The 18,985-nt window shown below is 65.7% G+C and carries 19 protein-coding genes and 1 tRNA gene; 7 read left to right on the top strand and 13 right to left on the bottom strand.

Annotated features, from left to right (window positions below; translation table 11 throughout):
• Position 1: 1 nt before the first annotated feature.
• On the bottom strand, positions 2-895 hold the full coding sequence (gene truB / locus IPQ13_01570) for a tRNA pseudouridine(55) synthase TruB (GenBank protein MBL0209594.1): 894 nt from the start codon (positions 893-895) through the stop codon (positions 2-4).
• Complete coding sequence (gene rbfA, locus IPQ13_01565) at positions 895-1,296, bottom strand: 30S ribosome-binding factor RbfA (GenBank protein MBL0209593.1); 402 nt, start codon at positions 1,294-1,296, stop codon at positions 895-897. The genes truB and rbfA overlap by 1 nt, the downstream gene beginning before the upstream one ends.
• A 154-nt stretch (positions 1,297-1,450) precedes the next feature.
• Here rbfA and IPQ13_01560 point away from each other — a divergent pair, with 154 nt between their 5' ends.
• Genes IPQ13_01560 through IPQ13_01550 form a run of 3 tightly spaced genes read left to right on the top strand, consistent with a single transcriptional unit; the run spans position 1,451 to position 4,195 of the window.
• Positions 1,451-2,182: a class I SAM-dependent methyltransferase gene (locus IPQ13_01560; GenBank protein ID MBL0209592.1), complete on the top strand. Its 732-nt coding sequence runs from the start codon at positions 1,451-1,453 to the stop codon at positions 2,180-2,182.
• 52 nt (positions 2,183-2,234) lie between these two features.
• Positions 2,235-3,431, top strand: coding sequence for a phosphoglycerate kinase (locus IPQ13_01555; protein ID MBL0209591.1), 1,197 nt, complete (start codon positions 2,235-2,237; stop codon positions 3,429-3,431).
• Positions 3,432-3,484: 53 nt separating this feature from the next.
• The gene (locus IPQ13_01550; protein ID MBL0209590.1) at positions 3,485-4,195 is read left to right on the top strand and encodes a triose-phosphate isomerase; all 711 of its coding nucleotides are present in this window, start codon (positions 3,485-3,487) and stop codon (positions 4,193-4,195) included.
• Positions 4,196-4,215: 20 nt separating this feature from the next.
• Here IPQ13_01550 and IPQ13_01545 read toward each other — a convergent pair whose 3' ends face one another.
• Positions 4,216-4,965 carry a zf-TFIIB domain-containing protein gene (locus tag IPQ13_01545; protein ID MBL0209589.1) on the bottom strand — a complete coding sequence of 250 codons (750 nt, stop codon included), beginning with the start codon at positions 4,963-4,965 and terminating at the stop codon, positions 4,216-4,218.
• A gap of 7 nt (positions 4,966-4,972) precedes the next feature.
• Positions 4,973-5,758 (bottom strand): hypothetical protein, encoded by a 786-nt coding sequence (locus IPQ13_01540; protein MBL0209588.1) that lies wholly within the window; start codon positions 5,756-5,758, stop codon positions 4,973-4,975.
• A gap of 124 nt (positions 5,759-5,882) precedes the next feature.
• On the opposite strand from IPQ13_01540, the gene aroF reads away from it, so the two are divergent.
• From aroF to IPQ13_01520, 4 genes are all read left to right on the top strand, one after another.
• Positions 5,883-6,917 (top strand): 3-deoxy-7-phosphoheptulonate synthase, encoded by a 1,035-nt coding sequence (gene aroF / locus IPQ13_01535; protein MBL0209587.1) that lies wholly within the window; start codon positions 5,883-5,885, stop codon positions 6,915-6,917.
• A gap of 54 nt (positions 6,918-6,971) precedes the next feature.
• Entirely contained in the window at positions 6,972-7,349 is a 378-nt protein-coding gene (gene secG / locus IPQ13_01530; protein ID MBL0209586.1) for a preprotein translocase subunit SecG, read from the top strand.
• A gap of 51 nt (positions 7,350-7,400) precedes the next feature.
• A tRNA-Leu gene (locus tag IPQ13_01525) sits at positions 7,401-7,486 on the top strand.
• Between the two features lie 88 nt (positions 7,487-7,574).
• Positions 7,575-8,702, top strand: coding sequence for an A/G-specific adenine glycosylase (locus IPQ13_01520; GenBank protein ID MBL0209585.1), 1,128 nt, complete (start codon positions 7,575-7,577; stop codon positions 8,700-8,702).
• Here the strand turns inward: IPQ13_01520 and IPQ13_01515 are convergent.
• The 9 genes from IPQ13_01515 to smc all read right to left on the bottom strand — a co-directional run bounded on the left by IPQ13_01515 (position 8,674) and on the right by smc (position 18,964).
• Complete coding sequence (locus IPQ13_01515; protein MBL0209584.1) at positions 8,674-9,669, bottom strand: hypothetical protein; 996 nt, start codon at positions 9,667-9,669, stop codon at positions 8,674-8,676. The two genes, IPQ13_01520 and IPQ13_01515, sit on opposite strands and share 29 nt — an antisense overlap.
• A complete protein-coding gene (locus tag IPQ13_01510; protein ID MBL0209583.1) occupies positions 9,659-10,384 on the bottom strand; it encodes a tetratricopeptide repeat protein in 726 nt (241 codons plus the stop codon). The genes IPQ13_01515 and IPQ13_01510 overlap by 11 nt, the downstream gene beginning before the upstream one ends.
• A gap of 72 nt (positions 10,385-10,456) precedes the next feature.
• Positions 10,457-11,005: an OmpA family protein gene (locus IPQ13_01505; GenBank protein MBL0209582.1), complete on the bottom strand. Its 549-nt coding sequence runs from the start codon at positions 11,003-11,005 to the stop codon at positions 10,457-10,459.
• 74 nt (positions 11,006-11,079) lie between these two features.
• Positions 11,080-12,444: a PD40 domain-containing protein gene (locus IPQ13_01500; GenBank protein MBL0209581.1), complete on the bottom strand. Its 1,365-nt coding sequence runs from the start codon at positions 12,442-12,444 to the stop codon at positions 11,080-11,082.
• 84 nt (positions 12,445-12,528) lie between these two features.
• A complete protein-coding gene (locus IPQ13_01495; protein ID MBL0209580.1) occupies positions 12,529-13,296 on the bottom strand; it encodes an ABC transporter permease subunit in 768 nt (255 codons plus the stop codon).
• A complete protein-coding gene (locus tag IPQ13_01490; GenBank protein ID MBL0209579.1) occupies positions 13,293-14,177 on the bottom strand; it encodes an ABC transporter permease in 885 nt (294 codons plus the stop codon). Before IPQ13_01490 ends, IPQ13_01495 begins: the two co-directional genes overlap by 4 nt.
• A complete protein-coding gene (locus IPQ13_01485; protein MBL0209578.1) occupies positions 14,174-14,560 on the bottom strand; it encodes an NUDIX domain-containing protein in 387 nt (128 codons plus the stop codon). The genes IPQ13_01490 and IPQ13_01485 overlap by 4 nt, the downstream gene beginning before the upstream one ends.
• Positions 14,557-15,369, bottom strand: a complete 813-nt coding sequence (locus tag IPQ13_01480; GenBank protein ID MBL0209577.1) for a ribonuclease HII — start codon at positions 15,367-15,369, stop codon at positions 14,557-14,559. Before IPQ13_01480 ends, IPQ13_01485 begins: the two co-directional genes overlap by 4 nt.
• A gap of 82 nt (positions 15,370-15,451) precedes the next feature.
• Positions 15,452-18,964 (bottom strand): chromosome segregation protein SMC, encoded by a 3,513-nt coding sequence (gene smc / locus IPQ13_01475; GenBank protein MBL0209576.1) that lies wholly within the window; start codon positions 18,962-18,964, stop codon positions 15,452-15,454.
• Between the last annotated feature and the right edge of the window lie 21 nt (positions 18,965-18,985).

Below are 18,985 nucleotides of genomic sequence, written 5' to 3'. Positions count from 1 at the left end.
CTCACAGCCCCCCGCGCAGATTCGCGAAGGTCCGGAGCCCGCCTTCCTGCTCCCGGAGCAGCGCCACCAGCCTGCCTTCATGGAGCGCGCGGATGGGAGCCACTGGATCGGGAAAACCAGCGGGCAGCTTCCAGGTGGGCTCCTCCATTTCCCCCAGAGGGATGGCTCGTCCGTGGCCCAGGGAAGCCGCCTCGTCGCCGGTGAGCCAGCGGGAGCGGCACCACGGCACCAGGGCTTCGCCGCGAACCCATTCGCGCGCGCCGGGCGCGGGGTCGCTCCAGGGTCCGATGGCGCTCCGATCCAGTCCGGCAAGATGGGCGCCGCAGCCGAGTTGGCGGCCCAAGTCCCGGGCCAGGGCCCGCACGTAGTAGCCGCCCCGGCAGGTGAGTTCCAGGCGGCTGCGCTTCGGCAGATCGTGGTCCAGCCACCTGGCCTCGTGAAGGTAGACCCGCGAGGGTGGAAGGAGGACTTCCTCGCCGCGATGGGCTTTCCGATAGGCTGCTTCGCCGTCGATCTTTTTCGCGCTCGTCGCGGGCGGAACCTGGTCCCGCCAGCCCAGGAACGCCGCCAGGGCAGCATCCAGCATGGCCGGAGAGAGAGCTGAGGCATCGCCTTCGGCCATTGGCCGGCCCAGATGGTCGCAGGTGTCCGTTTCGGCGCCCCAGGCGAGTACCGCGACATAGGTCTTGGGCAGCGGGTGCATCAGTTCCATGAGCCGCGTGGCCTGGCCCGCGAGGATCAGCAGCAGGCCGCTGGCGAAGGGATCCAGCGTGCCGCCATGGCCCAAGGGGTATTTCTTCAGGCCTTCTTCCCGGGCTTCCCGCGAGAACGCGCGCACCACATCAAAGCTCGTGCCCCCGGTTTCTTTGTGGACCAGACAGACCCCAGACTCCATCAGGCTTCCGGCGTCTCTGGGGCCTCGGGTTCGACGGGCCGCGCGGCCCGCTCCTTTTCCAGTTCCGCGAGGAGGCTCTCCATGCGGTTGCCTTCGGCGAGGGAGGCATCGGGGAAGAATTTCAGCTCCGGCACCCGCTTCATGTCCAATACCTTGGCCAGATGGGTGCGCAGGAATCCGGCGGCGCGCCCCAGGGCTTTCCTGCTCAGGGCGGTCTGGGCCTCATCGGATCCTCCCTCCGTGGGGAGGGCCGTGAAGTAGACCCGCGCCTGGCTGCGGTCCGGAGTCAGGCGCACTGCGGTGATGGTGACAAAACCCAGCTCCGGATCCCGCAGCTCTCTCAAGACGATGGTGGACAGCAGGAACTGGATCTGGTCTTCAAGGCGTTCGGGGCGGTTCATGGATCGGTCCTCAGGTGGTTGCCCAGTGTAACGGGGATGACCCCTGCCCCGCGGGCCGTGGGCTTCAGCCTCTTGGCTCAAAGCTCATGGCTCATGGCTCATGGCTCATAGCTCATAGCTCATGGCTCATGCCCCACAGCGTTAGGCTGTTGGAATGGAAGATTGGTTCAAAGACTGGTTCGACGAGGATTATCTGGCGCTCTACGCGAACCGCGACGAGGCCGAGGCGGAATTGGCCGTGGAAACCGGCCTGCGGATGGCGCCAGAACTGGCCTCGGGGCCGGTGCTGGACCTGGCCTGCGGCGCGGGCCGGCACTTGGACTGGTTGCGCAGGAGCAATCCGGAAGCCTTCGGCCTGGACCTCTCCCCGAGCCTCCTGCGCGCCGCGCCCACGCACTTGCGGGGGCATCTGCTCCGCGGGGACATGCGCCACCTGCCCCTCCGGGCGAATTCCCTGGCCGGAATCTGCCTCTGGTTCACCCCTTTCGGTTATTTCAGCGACTCGAACAACCGCGCCCTGCTGCACAATCTGGCGGCCCTGCTCCGGCCAGGCGGCGTGGCGCTCATGGATTACCTGAACGCGGCCCACCTGCGGGAAAACCTCGTGCTCGAAGACGTGGAGGAGCATTCGGGCAGGCGCGTCCACAACCGCCGGACCATCGAGGGCAAGCGCATCGTCAAGCGCATGAGCATCGAATACCTCGATTCCGGCGCCACCCGCGAAGTGGTGGAATCGGTCCGCGTCTACGAGCCCGCGGAATTGGCCGGGCTGGCCGTGGAAGCGGGGCTCAAGCTGCGCGCGGAATGCGGAGACTACTCCGGAAATGGGTTCCGGCCGGATTCTCCGCGATGGCTGGCCTTCTTCGAGCGGTCAAAGGGGGAATAGCCCCCGATGCCCGCTTGCTGCTTGTCGGATAATTTTTCTTCCAGGAGTCCCCATGAGTTTCCGAACCTTGAAGGATCTCGATGCAAAGGGCCTGCGCGTGTTCCTCCGCGCGGACCTGAATGTCCCCTTGAAAGATGGCGCGATCACGGATCCCACCCGCATCCGTGAGACCCTTCCGACCTTGAAGCGCCTGCTGGACCAGGGCGCGTCGGTGGTGCTGGCTTCACACCTGGGCCGGCCCAAGGGTGAAGGCTTTGAAGCGGCCTTTAGCCTTGCGCCGGTGGCGGCTTGGCTCAAGGAGCAGGGATTCGATGTGCGGCTCGCATCCGGCGTTGTGGGCGAGGCTGTGGAAACCGAAGCCCGGGCCCTTCAACCCGGCCAGGTCCTGCTCCTGGAGAACCTCCGGTTCGACAAGGGTGAGACGAAAAACAAAGCGGAATTCGCTGCGGCCCTGGCGAAGCTGGCGGATGCCTATGTCAACGATGCCTTCGGCGCCGCGCACCGGGCCCACGCCTCCGTGAGCGGCATGGTGGCGGATTTCCCGAAAGACCGCGTCGCCGCGGGCTTCCTCATGGAGAAGGAACTCGCCGCGCTGGGCCGCATCCTGCACAACCCGGAAAAGCCTCTGGTCGCGGTCATGGGCGGAGCCAAGGTATCGGACAAGATCGAGCTCATCCATCATTTCCTGGGCAAGGCCGACGCCATCCTCATTGGCGGGGCCATGAGCTACACGCTGTTGAAGGCCGAAGGAATCCCCATCGGCACGAGCCTCTGCGAGGACGACAAGGTGGAAATGGCCAAGGGGCTCATCCAGGAGGCCAAGGCCAAGGGCACCCGCCTGCTGCTGCCCCTGGACCACCTGGTGGCCGACCGCCTGGCGGAGGACGCCGAATGCGCGCTCACCAATGATGCGGACATCCCCGAGGGGCGGATGGGGCTGGACATCGGGCCGGAAACCGTGTCCGCCTACGTCCAGGAGATCCGCGCCGCGAAAACGATTCTATGGAACGGCCCCTTGGGGGTTTTCGAGCTGGAGCCCTTTGCCAGCGGCACTCTGACCATCGCCGAGGAGATGGCGGATGCGGCCGATGGTGGCGCCTTCGTGCTGGTGGGCGGTGGCGACAGCGTGGCCGCGGCCGCCAAGGCGGGGGTCATCGCCCGCATGAGCCATGTCTCCACCGGCGGCGGCGCCAGCCTGGAATTCCTGAGCGGATTGGAATTGCCCGGCGTGGTTGCGCTGGCGCGCTAGACTCTTTCCATCAACCTGGAGCGGCCGTGCGTTGTGTCGTGGCGAATTGGAAGATGAACCTCCTCTATGCGGACGCTTCCAACTTCTGCACAGAGTTCGCAAAGAACTACACGCCCGTGGAGGATGTGCGGGTGGCCATCGCGCCGCCCACCGTGCTGCTGTGGACCATCCATTCGCAGCTGCGGGAGCGCGGCATCACCACCTTCGCGCAGAACGGGCATTTCGAGCCCAAGGGCGCTTTCACCGGCGAAATGTCCATGGCCCAGATCCGCGATGCGGCCTGCAGCGGCGTCATCCTAGGGCACAGCGAACGGCGCCAGATGTTCGGCGAGACGAACGAAGCCCTGGCTAAAAAAGTCCGCGCCGCCCAGGAATGCAAGCTTCTGCCCCTGCTCTGCATCGGCGAGACCATGGCAGAGCGCGAGCGGGAGCAGACCTACAGCGTGCTCCAGTCCCAGCTCTCGGTACTCAAAGGCGTTTCCAGCGGTCCGATCTGGGTGGCCTACGAGCCCGTCTGGGCCATCGGCACCGGCCGCATCGCGGATGGCCGCCAGGTCCGCGAAGCCCACGCGTTCATCCGGGAGGAACTGCGGGTCATCCTGGGAGAACCCGGCGCCTCCGTGCCCATCCTGTACGGCGGCAGCGTGACCCCCAATAATTTCGAGCAGATCCTCACGGTGCCGGAGGTCTCCGGCGCCCTGGTGGGCGGCGCGAGCCTGGATCCTACGGCCTTCGCCCAATTGGTGAAGATCGCGCAAAGCTGATCCGGCCGCTACGTCGCGGCCTAGATTATGAAGCGGCCCAGAAAACCGTCCAGCAGGTCCGAAAACAGGCTGTCTTCCCTCCGGGCGCCGGCACCGGTTGAAAATTCCCCATAGCTGGAAGGGTGCATTCCCAGATCCAGGCGGGCCATCTGGGCCTTGGTGCGCGCCTCTTCCTCGACCCGCGCCGCTTCGCGCTCATGGCTCTTGTCGAGCCCCCCTCCCTGGATGAATTCCAGCACCCGGCGGAGTTCATCCTTGTCGAACCAGAGGCCGTCGTTCTTGCAGCCGTCGATGATGACGCCCGAGATCCGCGCGTAGTTGTAGCGGTTCATCATGCGCTTGCAAACCGGGCAGGGGCGGTAGCGGACAGGCCCTGTTCCAATGGTTTTGGGGCCGCTGGCGATGGGCAGGACGCCCAGGGCCCGGCCCCGGACTTCCTTCTCGGCGCTCACCTGGTCGAACAGGTCCTGGCGCAGCCAGACCCCCCCGCAATGAGAGCACTGGTCTACTTCCACATCGCCCAGGCGGGTCTTGGTGAGCATCACGGACTTGCAGGAGGGACAGGCGAGGTCCGATGGGATCTCATTCCTGGCCGCGGCGGGCACGATGGCCGCGCCGCAATGGCCGCAGTGGCGCGCATGGACCGAGACCATGCCCATGCACTTGGGGCAGGCTACGGTGGCCACCTGGGACCCGCAACTGCGGCAGCGGATCTCGTCCAGGGCCACGGGCCCGCCGCAGGCTTCACATCGGATGACGCCAGCTTCCATGTGCGCCTCAGTTCGGGGCCGGAGCTGATCCGGTCGGCATCGGTTCCTTGGGGGTGGCCTCCGGCTCTGTTTTTTCTTCCGCATTTTTTGGGCCTGGGGCCCGATAAAACATCGGCGAGCCATGGGCGCTCCACCCGAAGCGGTCCTGCAGTTTGCCCACAACGACCCTGGCGAAAGCCCTGGCCTCTTCTTCGCGGATGCGGCCGACATCCTCGGCTTCGCGCCGGGACAGGGGATCCATAGCATCGATCACCTCGTCGCCGCCCACGTCGAACTCCGCCAAAGGCTCGTTTCTCCCGGTTTCGCCGCCGGCCTGCCGGAGCCGGACGACCGCGCTCACATCCAAGGGCCTGTACCCAAGCCGGTCCAGCTCGGCGCGCCTGGCATGGACCGCATGGTGGGCGGCGAAGAGGCCCCACCAGAATCCGTCGAAGGCGCTGGAGCGGTTGCCCGCGGCGGCGCCCAGGATCCCCACCGCGACGCCAGTGGCGACGCCCACCGCCACAGGATTGGCTCCGCTCCGGTAGCGCTTCACATCGGTGATGGAAACATCGAGCACCGCAGTATCCGCGGGGCCTTGGACGCCCTCGGGAACCACCATGATGCGCGTGGCCAGCTTGGCTTGCAAAGCCGCCGAGTATTCTTTGCGAACATCCTCGCCCTGCGGAATTTCACTCGGGATGCTCATCTTCACGGTGACGGGCGTCGGTTTCAACCTGAAGGCTTCCACTTCCGGCCGGGTGCAAGCCAGGAAGGCCAGGCTGGCAGCAAGGAGAAGAAATTCTCGTTTCATATCGCGCTCCTACGTCAAAGATGTGGGTTGGGACGGACGGGTGCAACGGGTATTCCATGAATGCGTTGTCAAGAGCCGTGCCACTTCTGCGGTTCCCATGAGTACGATGGTACCTGGGGGTTGAATGCTGATTCTGATGGAACCTGGCGCCACCGCTGAACAGGTGCGGGCGGTGCTTGGAACGCTGGAAAGCGCCGGTGTGCGGGCGGTGGTCCAGGACGGCGCCGAAGCGCAGCACGTCCTGGCGCCCCACGCGTCCAAGGCGTTCAAGCCTGATCGCCTCGAGACCATGGAAGGCGTCCGGAAGGTCGTGCCCATCACGTCCCCTTTCAAGCTGGCCTCCAGCGACTCCGCGCCGGGCCGCACCGTGGTGGAGGCGAGAGGCGTGAAGATTGGCGGTCCGGACCTGGCCCTGGTGGCCGGACCCTGCGGCGTGGAAAGCCGCGAACAACTCTTTGCCACGGCGCGCTATGTGGCCGAAGCCGGCGTCAAACTGCTCCGGGCCGGAGCCTTCAAGCCGCGGACGAGCCCCTACAGCTTCCAGGGCCTGGGCCTGGAAGGATTGCGCTTGTTGGAGGAAGCCAGGGCGGAATTCGATCTGGGCATCGTCACCGAAGCAACTGAAATCGAGACTTTCGATGCGGTGGAGGCGACCGCGGACCTCATCCAGATCGGGGCCCGGAACATGCAGAACTTCGCTTTGCTCAAGCGGGCGGGAAGAAGTGAAAAACCCATCCTCTTGAAGCGAGGCCCATCGGCGACGCTGGAGGAGTGGCTTTATGCCGCGGAATACGTGCTCTCCGAGGGAAACCGCAACGTGGTCCTGTGCGAGCGGGGCATCCGCACCTGGAGCGACCACGCGCGCAACACGCTGGATGTGAGCGTGGTGCCCGCCGCGAAAGCGCTGACCCATCTACCGGTGATGGTGGATCCGAGCCACGCCACGGGCCGGAGGGATCTGGTCATTCCCTGCGCGCGGGCCGCGGTGGCCGTCGGCGCCGATGGCCTGCTGGTGGAAACCCACTGCCACCCGGAGAAAGCCTTGAGCGACGGCCCGCAGGCCCTGCTGCCCTCGGATTTCATCCAGCTCGCGCATCAATCCATGGACATCCACGCCGTGCTGCGAAAAGCCGGACCGGCTTCGGGGTTCGCCTTCTGATTCGGCCTTGGGCCATGGCCCATCCCGCGGTAGAATCTAAGGTTCGGGGTTTTCATGAACAGCTTCCTTCTCACTCTTCACATCGTCCTCAGCGTGGTGCTGGTGGCGGTCATTCTGCTCCAGCCCGGCGCCAAGGGAGGCGGCCTTGGCTCATCCTTCGGCGGCGGCGGCGCCAACACGGCCTTCGGCGCCCAGGGCGCCGCGCCGGTCCTCGCCAAGATCACCTATTACATTGCCGCCTGCCTCCTCGCCACTTCGCTGCTGATCGAATACCGAGTGGTCAAGGAGAACCGCTCGGTGCTGGACAAGCTGCCGGAGCCCAAGCCGGCCGCTGCCGCGCCGAGTCCCGCGGCCCCGGTTCCCGCCGCGCCAGCCGGAGCCGCGCCCGCGGGAACGCCCCCCGCTGCGCCCGCCGGCGCCGCCAAGAAGTAGGCCGTCATTGACTCAAGTCCCCCTTGGATGGCATCCTGGACATTCACTCATGCCCGCGTGGTGAAACTGGTAGACACGCCATCTTGAGGTGGTGGTGGCCAAAAGCCGTAGCAGTTCGAGTCTGCTCGCGGGCACCAATCAAAAGAGCGCCCGCCGGGCGCTCTTTTCCATTGCCGGCGGAATTGCGCTTCGGGTTTCCGCTCCATTCCCCTACCCTCGGACCACATGCATTGGCCTGACTCCCCCGCCCTGCTGGCGCCACTGGGCCCATGGTTTGAAACCGAGCGCCGGGATCTGCCCTGGCGTGACGGCGACCTGGATCGGCCCCATCCAGATCCGTACGCGGTGCTGGTTTCGGAGTTGATGCTGCAACAGACCCAGGTGGCGACCGTCATCCCGTATTTCAAGCGATGGATGGCGAATTTTCCCGATGCCAAAGCCCTGAGCGAAGCGCGCGAAGACGATATCCACAAACTCTGGGAAGGCCTCGGATACTACCGCCGCGCGAGGCATCTGCAGGCCTCGGCGAAGCTGATCGAGGCAGGGGGCTGGCCGTCGGATTTCCAGGGCCTGATGGAGCTCCCGGGCCTGGGGCCCTACACCGCGGCAGCGGTGGCTTCCATCGCCTTCGGATGGCCGGAGCCCGCCCTGGATGGCAATGCCTTCCGCGTAGCGGCGCGGATCCTGGGGCTCGAAGGGGATCCGAAACCCCATGCGAAGGATCTGCGTTCCTGGCTGCGGCCAGCCCTCGAAAAGCATGGCGCCTCGCGCATCACCCAGAGCCTCATGGAGCTGGGCGCCACGATCTGCGCCCCCGTTCCCAAGTGCGGGAAATGCCCCATGGCTGCCCGTTGCCGGGCGCATCAGGCGGATGCCACGGACCGGATTCCGCCGGTGGTTCAACGCCTGAAACCCAAAGAATCGGAAATTTGGCTGGTGGCGGTGGAAGCCGAGGGACGATGGCTGCTGAGGCAACCATCCCATCAAGGCATGTTGGCTGGACTTTGGAAATGGCCGACGGTGGAGGCCGCAGGCATGACGGAATCAGGACTGGCGGCCGATCCCCTGCTTGCTTATGCATCCACCGAAATGCAGGTCTGGCCGGGCTGGACCCAGGTCTACACCCACCGGCGGGAGATGGTGAACCCTGTGCATTTGAGATTGGCGCATGCGTTTGAAGGACCCGATGACTGCCGGTGGCTGACCGGAAATGAATTGGATCAGATCGCGCTCGGCAAGCGGGACCAGCGCCTCCGCAGTCTTATCAAGGGCACTGGAACCACGCCGGTTCAAGGCCCCGCGGCCGCAAGCCTGCTCGCCAGGATCAAAGGCGATGCAACCCGCGCTGGGTGATCTCCGCCTTCAGCACGGGCAGCGCCATGGCCTCCAGCGCCGCCTGGGCCGCTTCGCGGCCGCCCTTTTTGACCACCAGGATGCAGCAACCGCCGCCACCGGCTCCGCAGGGTTTCATGCCCGAGTACCAGCCTTCACGCCGGCCGCGGTCCCGCACGGAGCGCATGGCTTCGGTCTCCACGAAAGGGGAAAGCCGTACCCTCGCCGCGCCTTCGCGCTCCAGCAATCCACCCACCTCGGCCGGATCCTTCCCGATCGCCAGGACCATTGCATCTGCGATCGCGGCAATGTCCTTCAGGGCTGCGCGCGTAGCGGCGTCCCCATCGATGAAGCGCTTGTAGGCTTCCCAGTTGGTGGCGCCGGAATGGTGCGGCTGGCCGGTGTAGAAGATCAGCAGGTCCTCCAGCAATTCCGGGTGGGGCGCGAGCGTTTCCCAACGGGGTTGAGGCCCCCAGTGCATCGCCAGGCAACCGCCCAGGGCCGCTGGATAGTAATCCTGCCACCCCGCGGGAGACTGCAGTTCCTGGGCCTCCAGGTCCCTCAGCAGAGGCACCTGGGCCGCAAGTTCCTCGCCCGCTTCGAGGCCCATGGAAAGGCCCAGCAAGCCGACACCGAGGCAGCTTGAGACGCCCAGCCCGGAACCACGCGGAACCGGGCTCTTGATGTTCAAATAATGAGGCCTCCGGGGCGAGGCCTGGAGCACGCGCCACACCCAGGAGAGGCCGGGCGGCGCGGCTTGCGGCCAGTCCTTCCCATGGAATGAAAGCCCCAGATCCTCGCTTTCGACAGTGTGGGCGCTGCCGCCGAAGGAGGCCTCCAACCCGATCCATAGATCGATGGCCGCGTTGACCGTGCAGCCGCCGCCCATCAATGCGTAGATGGGCCAGAGATCCAGCGTGCCCCCCGCGAAATCGATGCGGACGGGGACGCGCCAGCGCTCGATGCCCGGCCTGGATTCAGTATCCAAGATCAGTCATTTCCTGTTGGGCGGTGCGGGCCTCAGGCGTTCCGGGGAACCCATCGACCAGTTCTTTGAAGACCCGGAGTGCCGCCGGCTTCAAGCCCTGCTTGAGCAGGCATTGGCCGCGTTTGAGCTTGGCCGGGAGGAATTGGCTGGAGCTGGGGTGGTCCCGCAGGATGCGGTCGAAGGCGCCCTGGGACTTCTCGTAGTTTTTCTGGTTGTAGTAGGCCATGCCCAGGAAGAAGAGCGCATCGGGCTTCCGCACGCTGTTGGGATAGGTGCGCAGGAAGAGATCCAGCCCTTCGGCTGAGATGGCATAGTTCCCGCGGTTGTAGTCCAGTACCGCGCTGCCGAAGGCTTTTTCATCATCGGGGGTGCTGGTCGGCGGTGCGCTTGCGGCCGCTGCGGGCGCCGCGGCGGCGGTGCGGCTGATGTTGCCCATGCGGTTGTTGATGACCTTGGTCGCATCCGAAAGCTGGCGCAGCGTTTCCTGCAGATCCGCGCGGAACTGCCGGTCCTCGGCCCGCCACTCCCCGGCGTCCTTGCGGTCGCCATCGGCCTTGCGGATGCTTTCTTCCTGCTGCTGCCGGAGCTTGAAGACCTCCACCTTCAATTCGCCGGTTTCCCTCTCCACGGCTTTGAGCCGCTCCTCGGATTCGCACCCCGTGAAAAAGGCCACGCCTCCGAAGATAGCTGCAAGCGCCAGGTTGCGCTGATTCATGGGACCTCCATCTTGAAAAAAAATCGGGGGACATGAAGACGCCCCCCGTGGCTTTCCGGATTTGAAGAGGGCTTAGTTCTGGAGCTTGAACTCGTCGCGGCGGTTGACGAAGTAGCTTTCCTCGTTGGAGCCCACGACCTTGGGTTTTTCCTTGCCGTAGCTGATGGTGCCCACGCGTTCGCGGTTCACGCCGAGGCCCGAAAGGTAGTTCTGGGCGGCAAAGGCCCGGCGCTCGCCCAGGGCCAGGTTGTACTCCACGGTGCCCCGCTCGTCGCAGTGGCCCTCGATCGTGATGCGGGCCGACCCGAAAGCCTTCATGAAGGATGCGATGGTCTGGAGTTTAGGCTTGTCCGCGTCCCTGATATCCGAGCGGTCGAAATCGAAGTTGATGTCCTTCAGCGCTGCGCTCGCGGCTTTCTGGAACTCCGCGTATTTCGCGGCGCTCATATCCACGGGTTTAGTGGTGTCCACCGGAGCCGTCTTCACTTCCGCCGGCGGCGGTTCGGGTTTGACCACGGTGGAGGGAGGCGGTTCAGGAGTGGGCTCGGGCTTCTTGCAGCCCAACACCGTGACCAGCCCCAGCGATGCGCCAAGGACAAGAAGAGTTCGAACCGATCGCATGACAACTACCTCCATGAGGGCCCTGGGAATTTCCGACTTAGCTTAACAAGTCGCTCTGGCAGGGCGAGAGAAATCTATCGGCTCCTTGTCCATTTGGCGCTTTGGCATTGGGAGAACCCGGTCAGGCGCTTGACGGAATTGCCCGAAAGGTCCGTGGTCCAGATCTGCATGCTACCACCCCGGTTGCTGGAAAAAACTAGGCGGCGCTCATCGGGAGACCAGGCGGGAGATTCGCTCGAAGCCACGCCTGTGGTGACCTGGTAGGCCTTGCCTTCGCCGAGCTTGAAGACGAACAGATCGAATTTGCCTTCGAAGCGGGAGACATAGGCGATCATGGCGCCGTTCGGGCTCCAGGCGGGACTGGCGTTATAACTGCCTTCCACCGTGAGGCGGCGGACGTTGGAGCCGTCTTCTTCCATCAGGTAGACCTGGGGACCTCCTTCGCGGTCCGAGGTGAAGGCGATCTGGGTGCCGGCAGGGTTCCAGCTGGGCTCGGTGTTGATGAAGCCGCCGTCGGTCAGTTTGCGGACCCGGCCGGTCTGCACGTCCAACACCACGATGTCGCTGTTGCCGCGCCTGTCGCTTTGGGTGAAGGCCAACCGCTTCCCGTCGGGGGACCAGACCGGAGCGTAGCAACTTCCCTGGGCGCCCGAGGCTGAATTCGGATAGAGCCGTTCATGGGCGCCGCCGGGCTTCTTCTGGCCCCAGATCTCCGGCGACCCGCCTTTGTAGGTGACATAGGCCAGCCGTCCGTCCGGCGCCACGGTGGGCGACAGGGTCAGGCTCCCGTAACGGGTCAGCTCGATGGGATTCGCGCCGTCCCGGTCCACCTGGAAGAGCTCTTTGATGCCAGGCGCCATCTGCCGCACGAACACGATCCTGGTGTTGGCGATGCCGCGATCGCCCGTGAGCCGGTCCACCAGGTCATCCGCCAAGGTGTGGGCGATGCGGCGCAGCAGCGAGACATTGCCCGTGTAGTTCTTGCTGAAGGCGTAGCGGAGCTGTTTGCCTTCTCCCTGCGCGGTGGCCTTCACATCGAGCACCTGCAGCGCCACCGTCACGATATCGCCGTTCTTGGTGATCTTCATGGCGAGCACCCACTCGGCGCCCGCGTCGAGCCAGGGCTTGACCGTGGAAGCATCCACAGCCGCCGGGACTTTGTCCTTCAACAACGCGAACGGGCCTGCGTCCTCCAGATCGCGGCGCAGGACATCGGTGAAATTGGATGCAACGGCCTCGCCGTCGATCCCGGCCGCGAGCGTTGGATTGGGAACGCCCACGCCGAGTTTCCCCTGGCGCGCATCGACGGTCACCTCGGTCTGGGGTCCTGGCTTGGGCGCGGTTCCCGGCCCCGTGGGTTTGGTCTGGGCCTGGGCCCAGGGTCCGAACAGGCCGACCCCCGCAGCTAGCAGCAATGTCCCTATCAATGATCGGCGCACATGAACTCCGTATGCTTGGTGTGCATAGACTATCAAACTTGTTTCCCACCCGTCGGATTTCAGCCCTGCGAGGCCGATATCCATTCAACCCGTCTTCTCGCGGACATCGCCTCCTTGGGATCGCATGGCCTCCGTGGCCAGCAGCAGGGTCAGCAGGCCGAGCGAAGGCCAGATCACCTGCCATGGACTCACCAGCAGGAAGGCCCGGCCCGCAGCCAGCATGGAACCCCAGGAGGCCTGCTCCGGCGGAAGTCCCAGCCCAAGAAAGCTGAGGCCGCCTTCCGCGAGCGCCACTGCCCCGATCCCCACGGCGGCCTGGGCCGAAAGCACGGGCCAGAGCCGCGGCAGCAGATGGCTCCTCCAGAGATGGAGCCGCCCGGCCCCCAACAACCTGGCTTGCTGGAGGCTCGGATCCGATTTGAGCGCGTCCAGTTGGGAAAGGGAAAGCCGCGCGTAGGGAATCCAGCCGCCCACCGCCAGGGCCAGCACCAGGGCCCCAAAGCCCGGCCTCAGAAAGGCCAGCAGGAAGAGGCAGAGGAGCAAGGAGGGTATGGAGGCCAGGGTGTCCGACACGGCCAGCAAGGCCCGGCGGAGCAACGGCGAAGGATGGGCCAGCAGCGCCGCCGAGGTGCCGCAGAACAGGTGGAGCGCGGTCAGGCCGAGGCCCAGCGCCAAGGCGCGCGCGCCGCCCAGCCACCAACGGAGGAACAGGTCGCGCCCCAATTCGTCGGTGCCCAGGAAATGCGCCGGGCCGGGCCCCTCCAGACGATGGAAGAGGTCCACCTCGCCGTTGCCGCCGAACGCGAATCCGAGCAGCAACACCGCGGCAGCCGAATACCGCGCCTTGTTCATCGCGACCTCGGGTCCAGGAACCCCTGGACCCACTCCACCGCCAGCTGGGTCGCCACGTAGCACGCAGCGCCCAACAACACGGTGCCTTGCAGCATCGGCAGATCCCGCGCCGACAGGGCGCCCACCAATTGCAGGCCGAGGCCGGGAAGCGAGAAAATCGTTTCCGTGAGCACCGCGCCGCCCAGAAGCCCTCCCAACTGGAGCCCCACCACGGTCATCCAAGGGCCGGCCACCGCTGGAACCAGCCATCTCAGCCACTGGGTGGATTCCGGAATCCCCGCGGCCTCCCATGTGCGCAGGCCGAAGCTGCCGCGCAAGGATCCGAGGCGGGCCGCGAGAATGCGCGCTTGATGGCCGGCCAGCGGAATCGCCAGGGCGAGGCAAGGCAGGATCCAGGTCGCCCAGCCCTGGATCCCCGCCACGGGAATCCATCGCACATGCTGGGCCACGGCCCAGAGCAGCAGCGGACCGGCGACGTAGACCGGGGAAGCCACCGCCGCCGCGCGGACCCACTTGGCGCGTCCTGAATTCCCCGCCATCAGCCAGGCCAGCAGGCCGGATAGCAGGAGGCTGAAGAAGGCCAGCCGGAGGCTGACGGAGAGCCCGCTGCGGAGCAATTCCGAAACGGGGCGGTGGAAGCGCAGGCTCATCCCCAAGGATCCGTGGACCAGTTCATCCAGGGAATTGGCCAGAACCTGGTGCAGGGGCAGATCCAGGTGCAGCGCGTGGCGCAGGGCGGCCACTTCGGATTCGCTGGCCCATTCCCCGGCGGCGATGCGGGCGGGATCCTCCGGCAACCATCGAGGCAGCGCCTGGAGGAGAAACCACACGCCGCCCATGGATGCTACGGCGCGGATCGAAGAGGCGAGACTCCGCCTCATGGGCACAGGTGTTCCAACAACGACCGGTTGGCTTCTGGGATCCGCAGGTCCCGCATCTCATCCAGGGTGAACCAGCCCCACGAAAGGGCCGTCCGGATCCTCGCCTCCCCCTCGCAGAAGAAAGGGTGGAGCTTCACGATGCGGCCGGGGTAGCGGTGTTCCGCAGCCTGGAATCCTTCCATGGGAGTGAATGAGGCCGGCTCCCAGCCCAATTCTTCGAGCAATTCCCGGCGCAGGGCGGCTTCAACCGATTCCCCCATCCCGGCCTTCCCGCCGGGAAACTCCCAACATCCGGGCAACACCGGGTTTCCCGGATCCCGCCGCTGGAGGAACCACCGCCCGTCGCGCCGCAACAGGCCCAGCACCACTCGCGTGGGGTTCATGCGAGCCCCGCTTCCCCAGCCACCAGGCGGGCCAGCAGGGACGCGTAGCGGCGCCTCAGGGTCTCAACCCAGACCAGTTTCAGTTTCCCGTAGGCGGGCCGCAAATGCACATCCACCCAGCAGTGCAGTTCCACCACCGAGTCGCACTTTTCCAGATTCTGCCGCAGCTCGTCCCGGACCGCTTCGCTCGGCACCTGGGCGGAAATCACCGGGGCGAAGCTGATCCGATGGATGGCGCAGGGCCCGAATGCCCTTAGGGCTTCGCGGTGCTTGGCCGTGCCGTATCCCTTGTGCCGGCCGAAGCCGTAGCCTTCGTAATGGTCATCCATGCCCCGCATGATTTCATCGCGGTGGGCCTTGGCCAGGATGCTGGCGCAGGCCACCGCGCAGCTGGTGGCGTCGCCGTCCACCAGGAGCCGTTCCGGAAGCCCGGTTTTCGGTGCCTGGTTGCCATCCACGAACAGGATCCTCGGCTTCACCGCCACCTGGGAAACCGCCCCGCGCATGGCCATGAACGTGGCTTCCAGGATGTTTTCCCGGTCGATTCCAAGGTTGTCGACTTCCGTCACGGCATAGGCGGGCAACAGGGACTTCAGCTCGGAAGCCAGGGCGTCCCGGCGCGCCGGCTTGAGCTGTTTGCTGTCCCGCACATCCTCCAGCACATGCCGCCATTTCTGGATGGTACGGTGGTCCAGGACCGCGCAGGCCGCCACCACCGGTCCGGCCCAGGCCCCCCGCCCCGCTTCATCGACGCCGCCCCAGGTGATCCCGTGCGACACATTGCCGAGGTCCCAGTCCAGGAGATTCATGCGTTGAGACTAGCAGGGGAGCGAGTCGGGCGCTGGGCCATGGACGCTGGACAATCGATGCCCGGCGATGGAAAGCCGGTCTTCAAACAAGCTGTTCCGCTTCGCGCAGCTGCACGCTGACGAGCTTCGAGATGCCCTTCTCCTGCATGGTCACGCCATAGAGCGTGTCCGCGGCCACCATGGTGGGTTTCTGGTGGGTGATGACGACGAACTGCGTGTCCGCTTTCATCTTCTGCACCAGTCCCACGAAGCGGCCCACATTCGCCTCGTCCAGGGGCGCGTCCACCTCGTCCAGGACGCAAAATGGCGAGGGCTTGTAGTGGAAGATCGCGAAGAGCAGGGAGATGGCGGTCAACGCCTTTTCGCCGCCGCTCAGCAGCGTGAGGGCCTTGGCGCTCTTGCCCGGAGGTTGCGCGGTGATTTCGATGCCGCATTCCAGCAGATCCTTGGGCTCGTCGAGGGAGAGGTGCGCGCTGCCTCCGCCGAAGGTTTCCCTGAACACTTCCGAAAAGCGGGCGTTGATGAACTCGAAGGCCTCGCGGAACCGTTCCTCAGAGGTGGCGTTGATCTCCGCGATGGTGGATTCCAGGTTGCCGATGGCTTCGTTGACATCGCCCTGCTGCTGCTGCATGAAGGCCATGCGTTCTTCAGCCTCCGCCAGTTCCTGGATGGCCAGGGGATTCACTCCGCCGAGGTCCAGGCGGCTGCTCTGGGCTTCATTCAGCCGGGTCTGGTGCACCAGTTCTCCCAGCTCCCAGGCGGCCCGTTCCTCCTCGGTGATGGATGCCATGAAGGCCGGAACTTCGAGGCCCAAGGCCAGTTCCACTTCCTTCGTCAGCGCATCCACGCCGCCCTGGACCTGGGCGGCGGCCACCTGGTTCTCATGGTGCAGTTGCCTGGCGTTTTCCAGGGCCTCCTGGAATTCCCTCGCAGCGCGCTCCTGCACGCGAAGGGTCTCGGCTTCGGCCTCCAGCCTCGGCTGCAGCCCAGCCAGCGCATCCCCCGCGAGCTGCCGTTCCTTCAATTTCTCCTGGGCCTCGGCCTCGAGTTCCTGGATGTGGCTGCCGGCTTCGACCCGCTTCCCGTCCGATTCCGAGAGATCCGATTCCACCCGTTTCAATTCCGCTTCCACGTCGAAAACACCCCGCTGCTGGAGCTGCACCTGGCGCTGCAGGGCATCCCTTTCAGCCCAGGCCGCGTCGCGCAGGCGCGCCGCCTCCATGCGGACTTCGCGACGCTGGTCCAGGGCGCCCTGGGCTTCCTGCACCTTGGCCTCCCCATCGTGGATCGCCGCCTCCAGGGCCGCGTCTTCGGCCTCGTGGGGGGCTTCTTCCAGGATGCGGAGCCGGTCCTGGTGGGTCTTGATCTCCTGCTCAAGCTGGTCCCAGAGGGCGTCGGCCCGCTCCACGGCCTCCCTGATCTCGCCGAGCTGGCTGTTGGCTGAAGCCAACTGGCCCCTCAGGGCTTCCGTGCGCTGCCGTCCTTCCCGGAAATCCTCTTCCATCTCCTCCAGCCGGCCTGTGGCTTCTGAATGGTCCTCCTGCAACCGCTTGAGGCCTTCCTCGGCGGCTTCGGTTTCTGTCAGCAAGTCTTCACGGTCCCTCCGGGTCCGTTCCAGTTCGGATTGGAGTTTCAGGGGCGAGGCGGCCGGCGCTGCGGCGCCAAGCTGCACCGGGCCGAAGGGCAATTTCGTGAAGCGGGGCGATACGAACGCGAGTTCCGGATGCTGGAAGGCGAGGCCGGGGAGATCCGCATCTGCGCAACGGAAGGCGCGATGCACAAGGGCCTCGAACATGCGCGGCGCTCCGGTTTTCCAGGCGACACCCGCCCGCAATGCCGCGCACCCGTCCGGAGCAGGCAAAGGTTCGGAGGGCGCTGCCTCTTCCATCCAGAGCTGGCCTGGCGCCTCGGCGGTGCCGACCATCGTGGCCTGGTCCAGGGCGATGGCCTGGAGCCAGGAATCCAGCAAGCGCTCCAGGTCCGGACGATGCGTTTCGTCCACTTCGATGCACTCGGCGAGGCTGCGGATCCGGACTCCGCGCTCCCGGAGCCAGGCCAGGCCCTTCTTGATCTCCGCGGAGCCACTGGCCTGCTGCAGCAAGTCCGAGATGTGGCTGGACCGCCGTTCGGCGGCTTCGAGCCGGCCTTCGAGTTCCTGCAACGATTTGGCCGCCGTCCGGAGGGCCTCCTGCCTGTCGCGGGCCTCGCCGCGGCGGACGCGCAGGGCTTCTTCGACGGCTTCCAGCCGTTCCGTGCTGCCTTCCAATTCCTTGCCCAGCCTGATCGATTCCGACTCCAGACCTTCCAGCCGCGGCGCCCGGATGGCCTCCTCGTGGTTGAGGCTTTCCAGCCGGCCTTCCAGTTGGGCGATCTGGCTCTGCACTTCCATTTTCTGTTTGTGGTGGGCCTGGACCGCGGCCTTGGCTTCGGATCTCTGGTGGCGCAGATCGCGCAGGAAGGCTTCGGCGCGCCGCAGCGCCCCGCCCGCCAGCACCACGGATTCCTCGACCTCCGAGAACGCGGTTTCGCGTCCCGCCAGGGCGAGGGCGGCTTCGGCCTCCTTTTCCTGCACCGCCGCGATTTCTGCGGCAAGGGCGGTGACGCGCTGCACCAGCTCCTGGCGGCGGGACCCCATGCGCTCGATGAGCCCGGTGGATTCGGCCACGCGGCTCTCTTCAAATCCCTTCTCCTGCTCGATGAACTGCAGGCGCTGGTCCAGGGCCATGACCGCCCGCTGCCCTCGGTCGAGGCTGCGCTGGATTTCATCCACGGCCAGGCGCTGGGCGCCCACTTCGGCCGCTTTTTCCGACACCTGCACCGTGAGCTGGGAGACCTGGCGCTCCAACTGGTCCCTGGCCTCGGCCAGCCGTGATTTCAGGAGCTGGAATTCCTCGGTTTTCGCGGACAGCAGCACGCGCTGGGTGGCCTTGATGGTCTGGTCCAGCTCCGCGGCCCGCTTCGCCTTGACCGCCTGGCGCCGCAGGCTGTCCAACTGCTTGTTCAACTCGAAGAGAATGTCCTGCAGGCGTTCCAGGTTGGCCTTGGTTTCCACGAGGCGCCGTTCGGCCTCGGTGCGGCGCAGCTTGAAGCGCGTGATGCCCGCGGCCTCTTCCAGCAGAAGGCGGCGGTCCTTCGGCTTGGTGGAAAGGATGAGGTCGATCTGCCCCTGCTGGATGAAGGAGTAGGCCCGGGTCCCCATGCCCGTATCCATGAGCAGGTCCTGCACGTCCTTCAGCCTCGTCTCGCGGCCGTTGACGCGGTATTCGGAGCCCTGGTCCCGGTAGAGGCGGCGGGAAATCACGATTTCCTTGGTGGCTCCGGGCAGCGCCGGATCGGCCATCTCGAGGGACAGTTTCACCTCGGCCATCCCCGTGGCCCGCCGGTCCGAAGTGCCGGAAAAGATCACGTCGGACATCTCGGCGCCGCGCAGGAGGCTGGCCCGCTGCTCGCCCAGCACCCAGGCCAGCGCATCCGTGATGTTGGATTTGCCGCATCCGTTGGGCCCCACCACCGCGGTCATCCCGCCAGGAAACATGAGTTTCTGGGGATCCGCGAAGGACTTGAAACCATTCAATTCGAGGGCGACTAGACGCAAAAGCGGAACACTCCAGGAAGG

This window comes from Holophagaceae bacterium (genome assembly GCA_016720465.1).
Taxonomy (GTDB): domain Bacteria; phylum Acidobacteriota; class Holophagae; order Holophagales; family Holophagaceae; genus JANXPB01.
Note: the sequence above shows the minus strand (reverse complement) of the source record. Positions and strands in the feature narration are given on the sequence as shown.

Excerpts from the sequence above, each read along its gene's own strand:
- truB (MBL0209594.1), bottom strand. The coding sequence starts at position 895 with ATGGAGTCTGGGGTCTGTCTGGTCCACAAAGAAACCGGGGGCACGAGC.
- rbfA (MBL0209593.1), bottom strand. The coding sequence starts at position 1,296 with ATGAACCGCCCCGAACGCCTTGAAGACCAGATCCAGTTCCTGCTGTCC.
- IPQ13_01560 (MBL0209592.1), top strand. The coding sequence starts at position 1,451 with ATGGAAGATTGGTTCAAAGACTGGTTCGACGAGGATTATCTGGCGCTC.
- IPQ13_01555 (MBL0209591.1), top strand. The coding sequence starts at position 2,235 with ATGAGTTTCCGAACCTTGAAGGATCTCGATGCAAAGGGCCTGCGCGTG.
- IPQ13_01550 (MBL0209590.1), top strand. The coding sequence starts at position 3,485 with ATGAACCTCCTCTATGCGGACGCTTCCAACTTCTGCACAGAGTTCGCA.
- IPQ13_01545 (MBL0209589.1), bottom strand. The coding sequence starts at position 4,965 with ATGGAAGCTGGCGTCATCCGATGTGAAGCCTGCGGCGGGCCCGTGGCC.
- IPQ13_01540 (MBL0209588.1), bottom strand. The coding sequence starts at position 5,758 with ATGAAACGAGAATTTCTTCTCCTTGCTGCCAGCCTGGCCTTCCTGGCT.
- aroF (MBL0209587.1), top strand. The coding sequence starts at position 5,883 with ATGCTGATTCTGATGGAACCTGGCGCCACCGCTGAACAGGTGCGGGCG.
- secG (MBL0209586.1), top strand. The coding sequence starts at position 6,972 with ATGAACAGCTTCCTTCTCACTCTTCACATCGTCCTCAGCGTGGTGCTG.
- IPQ13_01520 (MBL0209585.1), top strand. The coding sequence starts at position 7,575 with ATGCATTGGCCTGACTCCCCCGCCCTGCTGGCGCCACTGGGCCCATGG.
- IPQ13_01510 (MBL0209583.1), bottom strand. The coding sequence starts at position 10,384 with ATGAATCAGCGCAACCTGGCGCTTGCAGCTATCTTCGGAGGCGTGGCC.
- IPQ13_01505 (MBL0209582.1), bottom strand. The coding sequence starts at position 11,005 with ATGCGATCGGTTCGAACTCTTCTTGTCCTTGGCGCATCGCTGGGGCTG.
- IPQ13_01495 (MBL0209580.1), bottom strand. The coding sequence starts at position 13,296 with ATGAACAAGGCGCGGTATTCGGCTGCCGCGGTGTTGCTGCTCGGATTC.
- IPQ13_01490 (MBL0209579.1), bottom strand. The coding sequence starts at position 14,177 with ATGAGGCGGAGTCTCGCCTCTTCGATCCGCGCCGTAGCATCCATGGGC.
- IPQ13_01485 (MBL0209578.1), bottom strand. The coding sequence starts at position 14,560 with ATGAACCCCACGCGAGTGGTGCTGGGCCTGTTGCGGCGCGACGGGCGG.
- IPQ13_01480 (MBL0209577.1), bottom strand. The coding sequence starts at position 15,369 with ATGAATCTCCTGGACTGGGACCTCGGCAATGTGTCGCACGGGATCACC.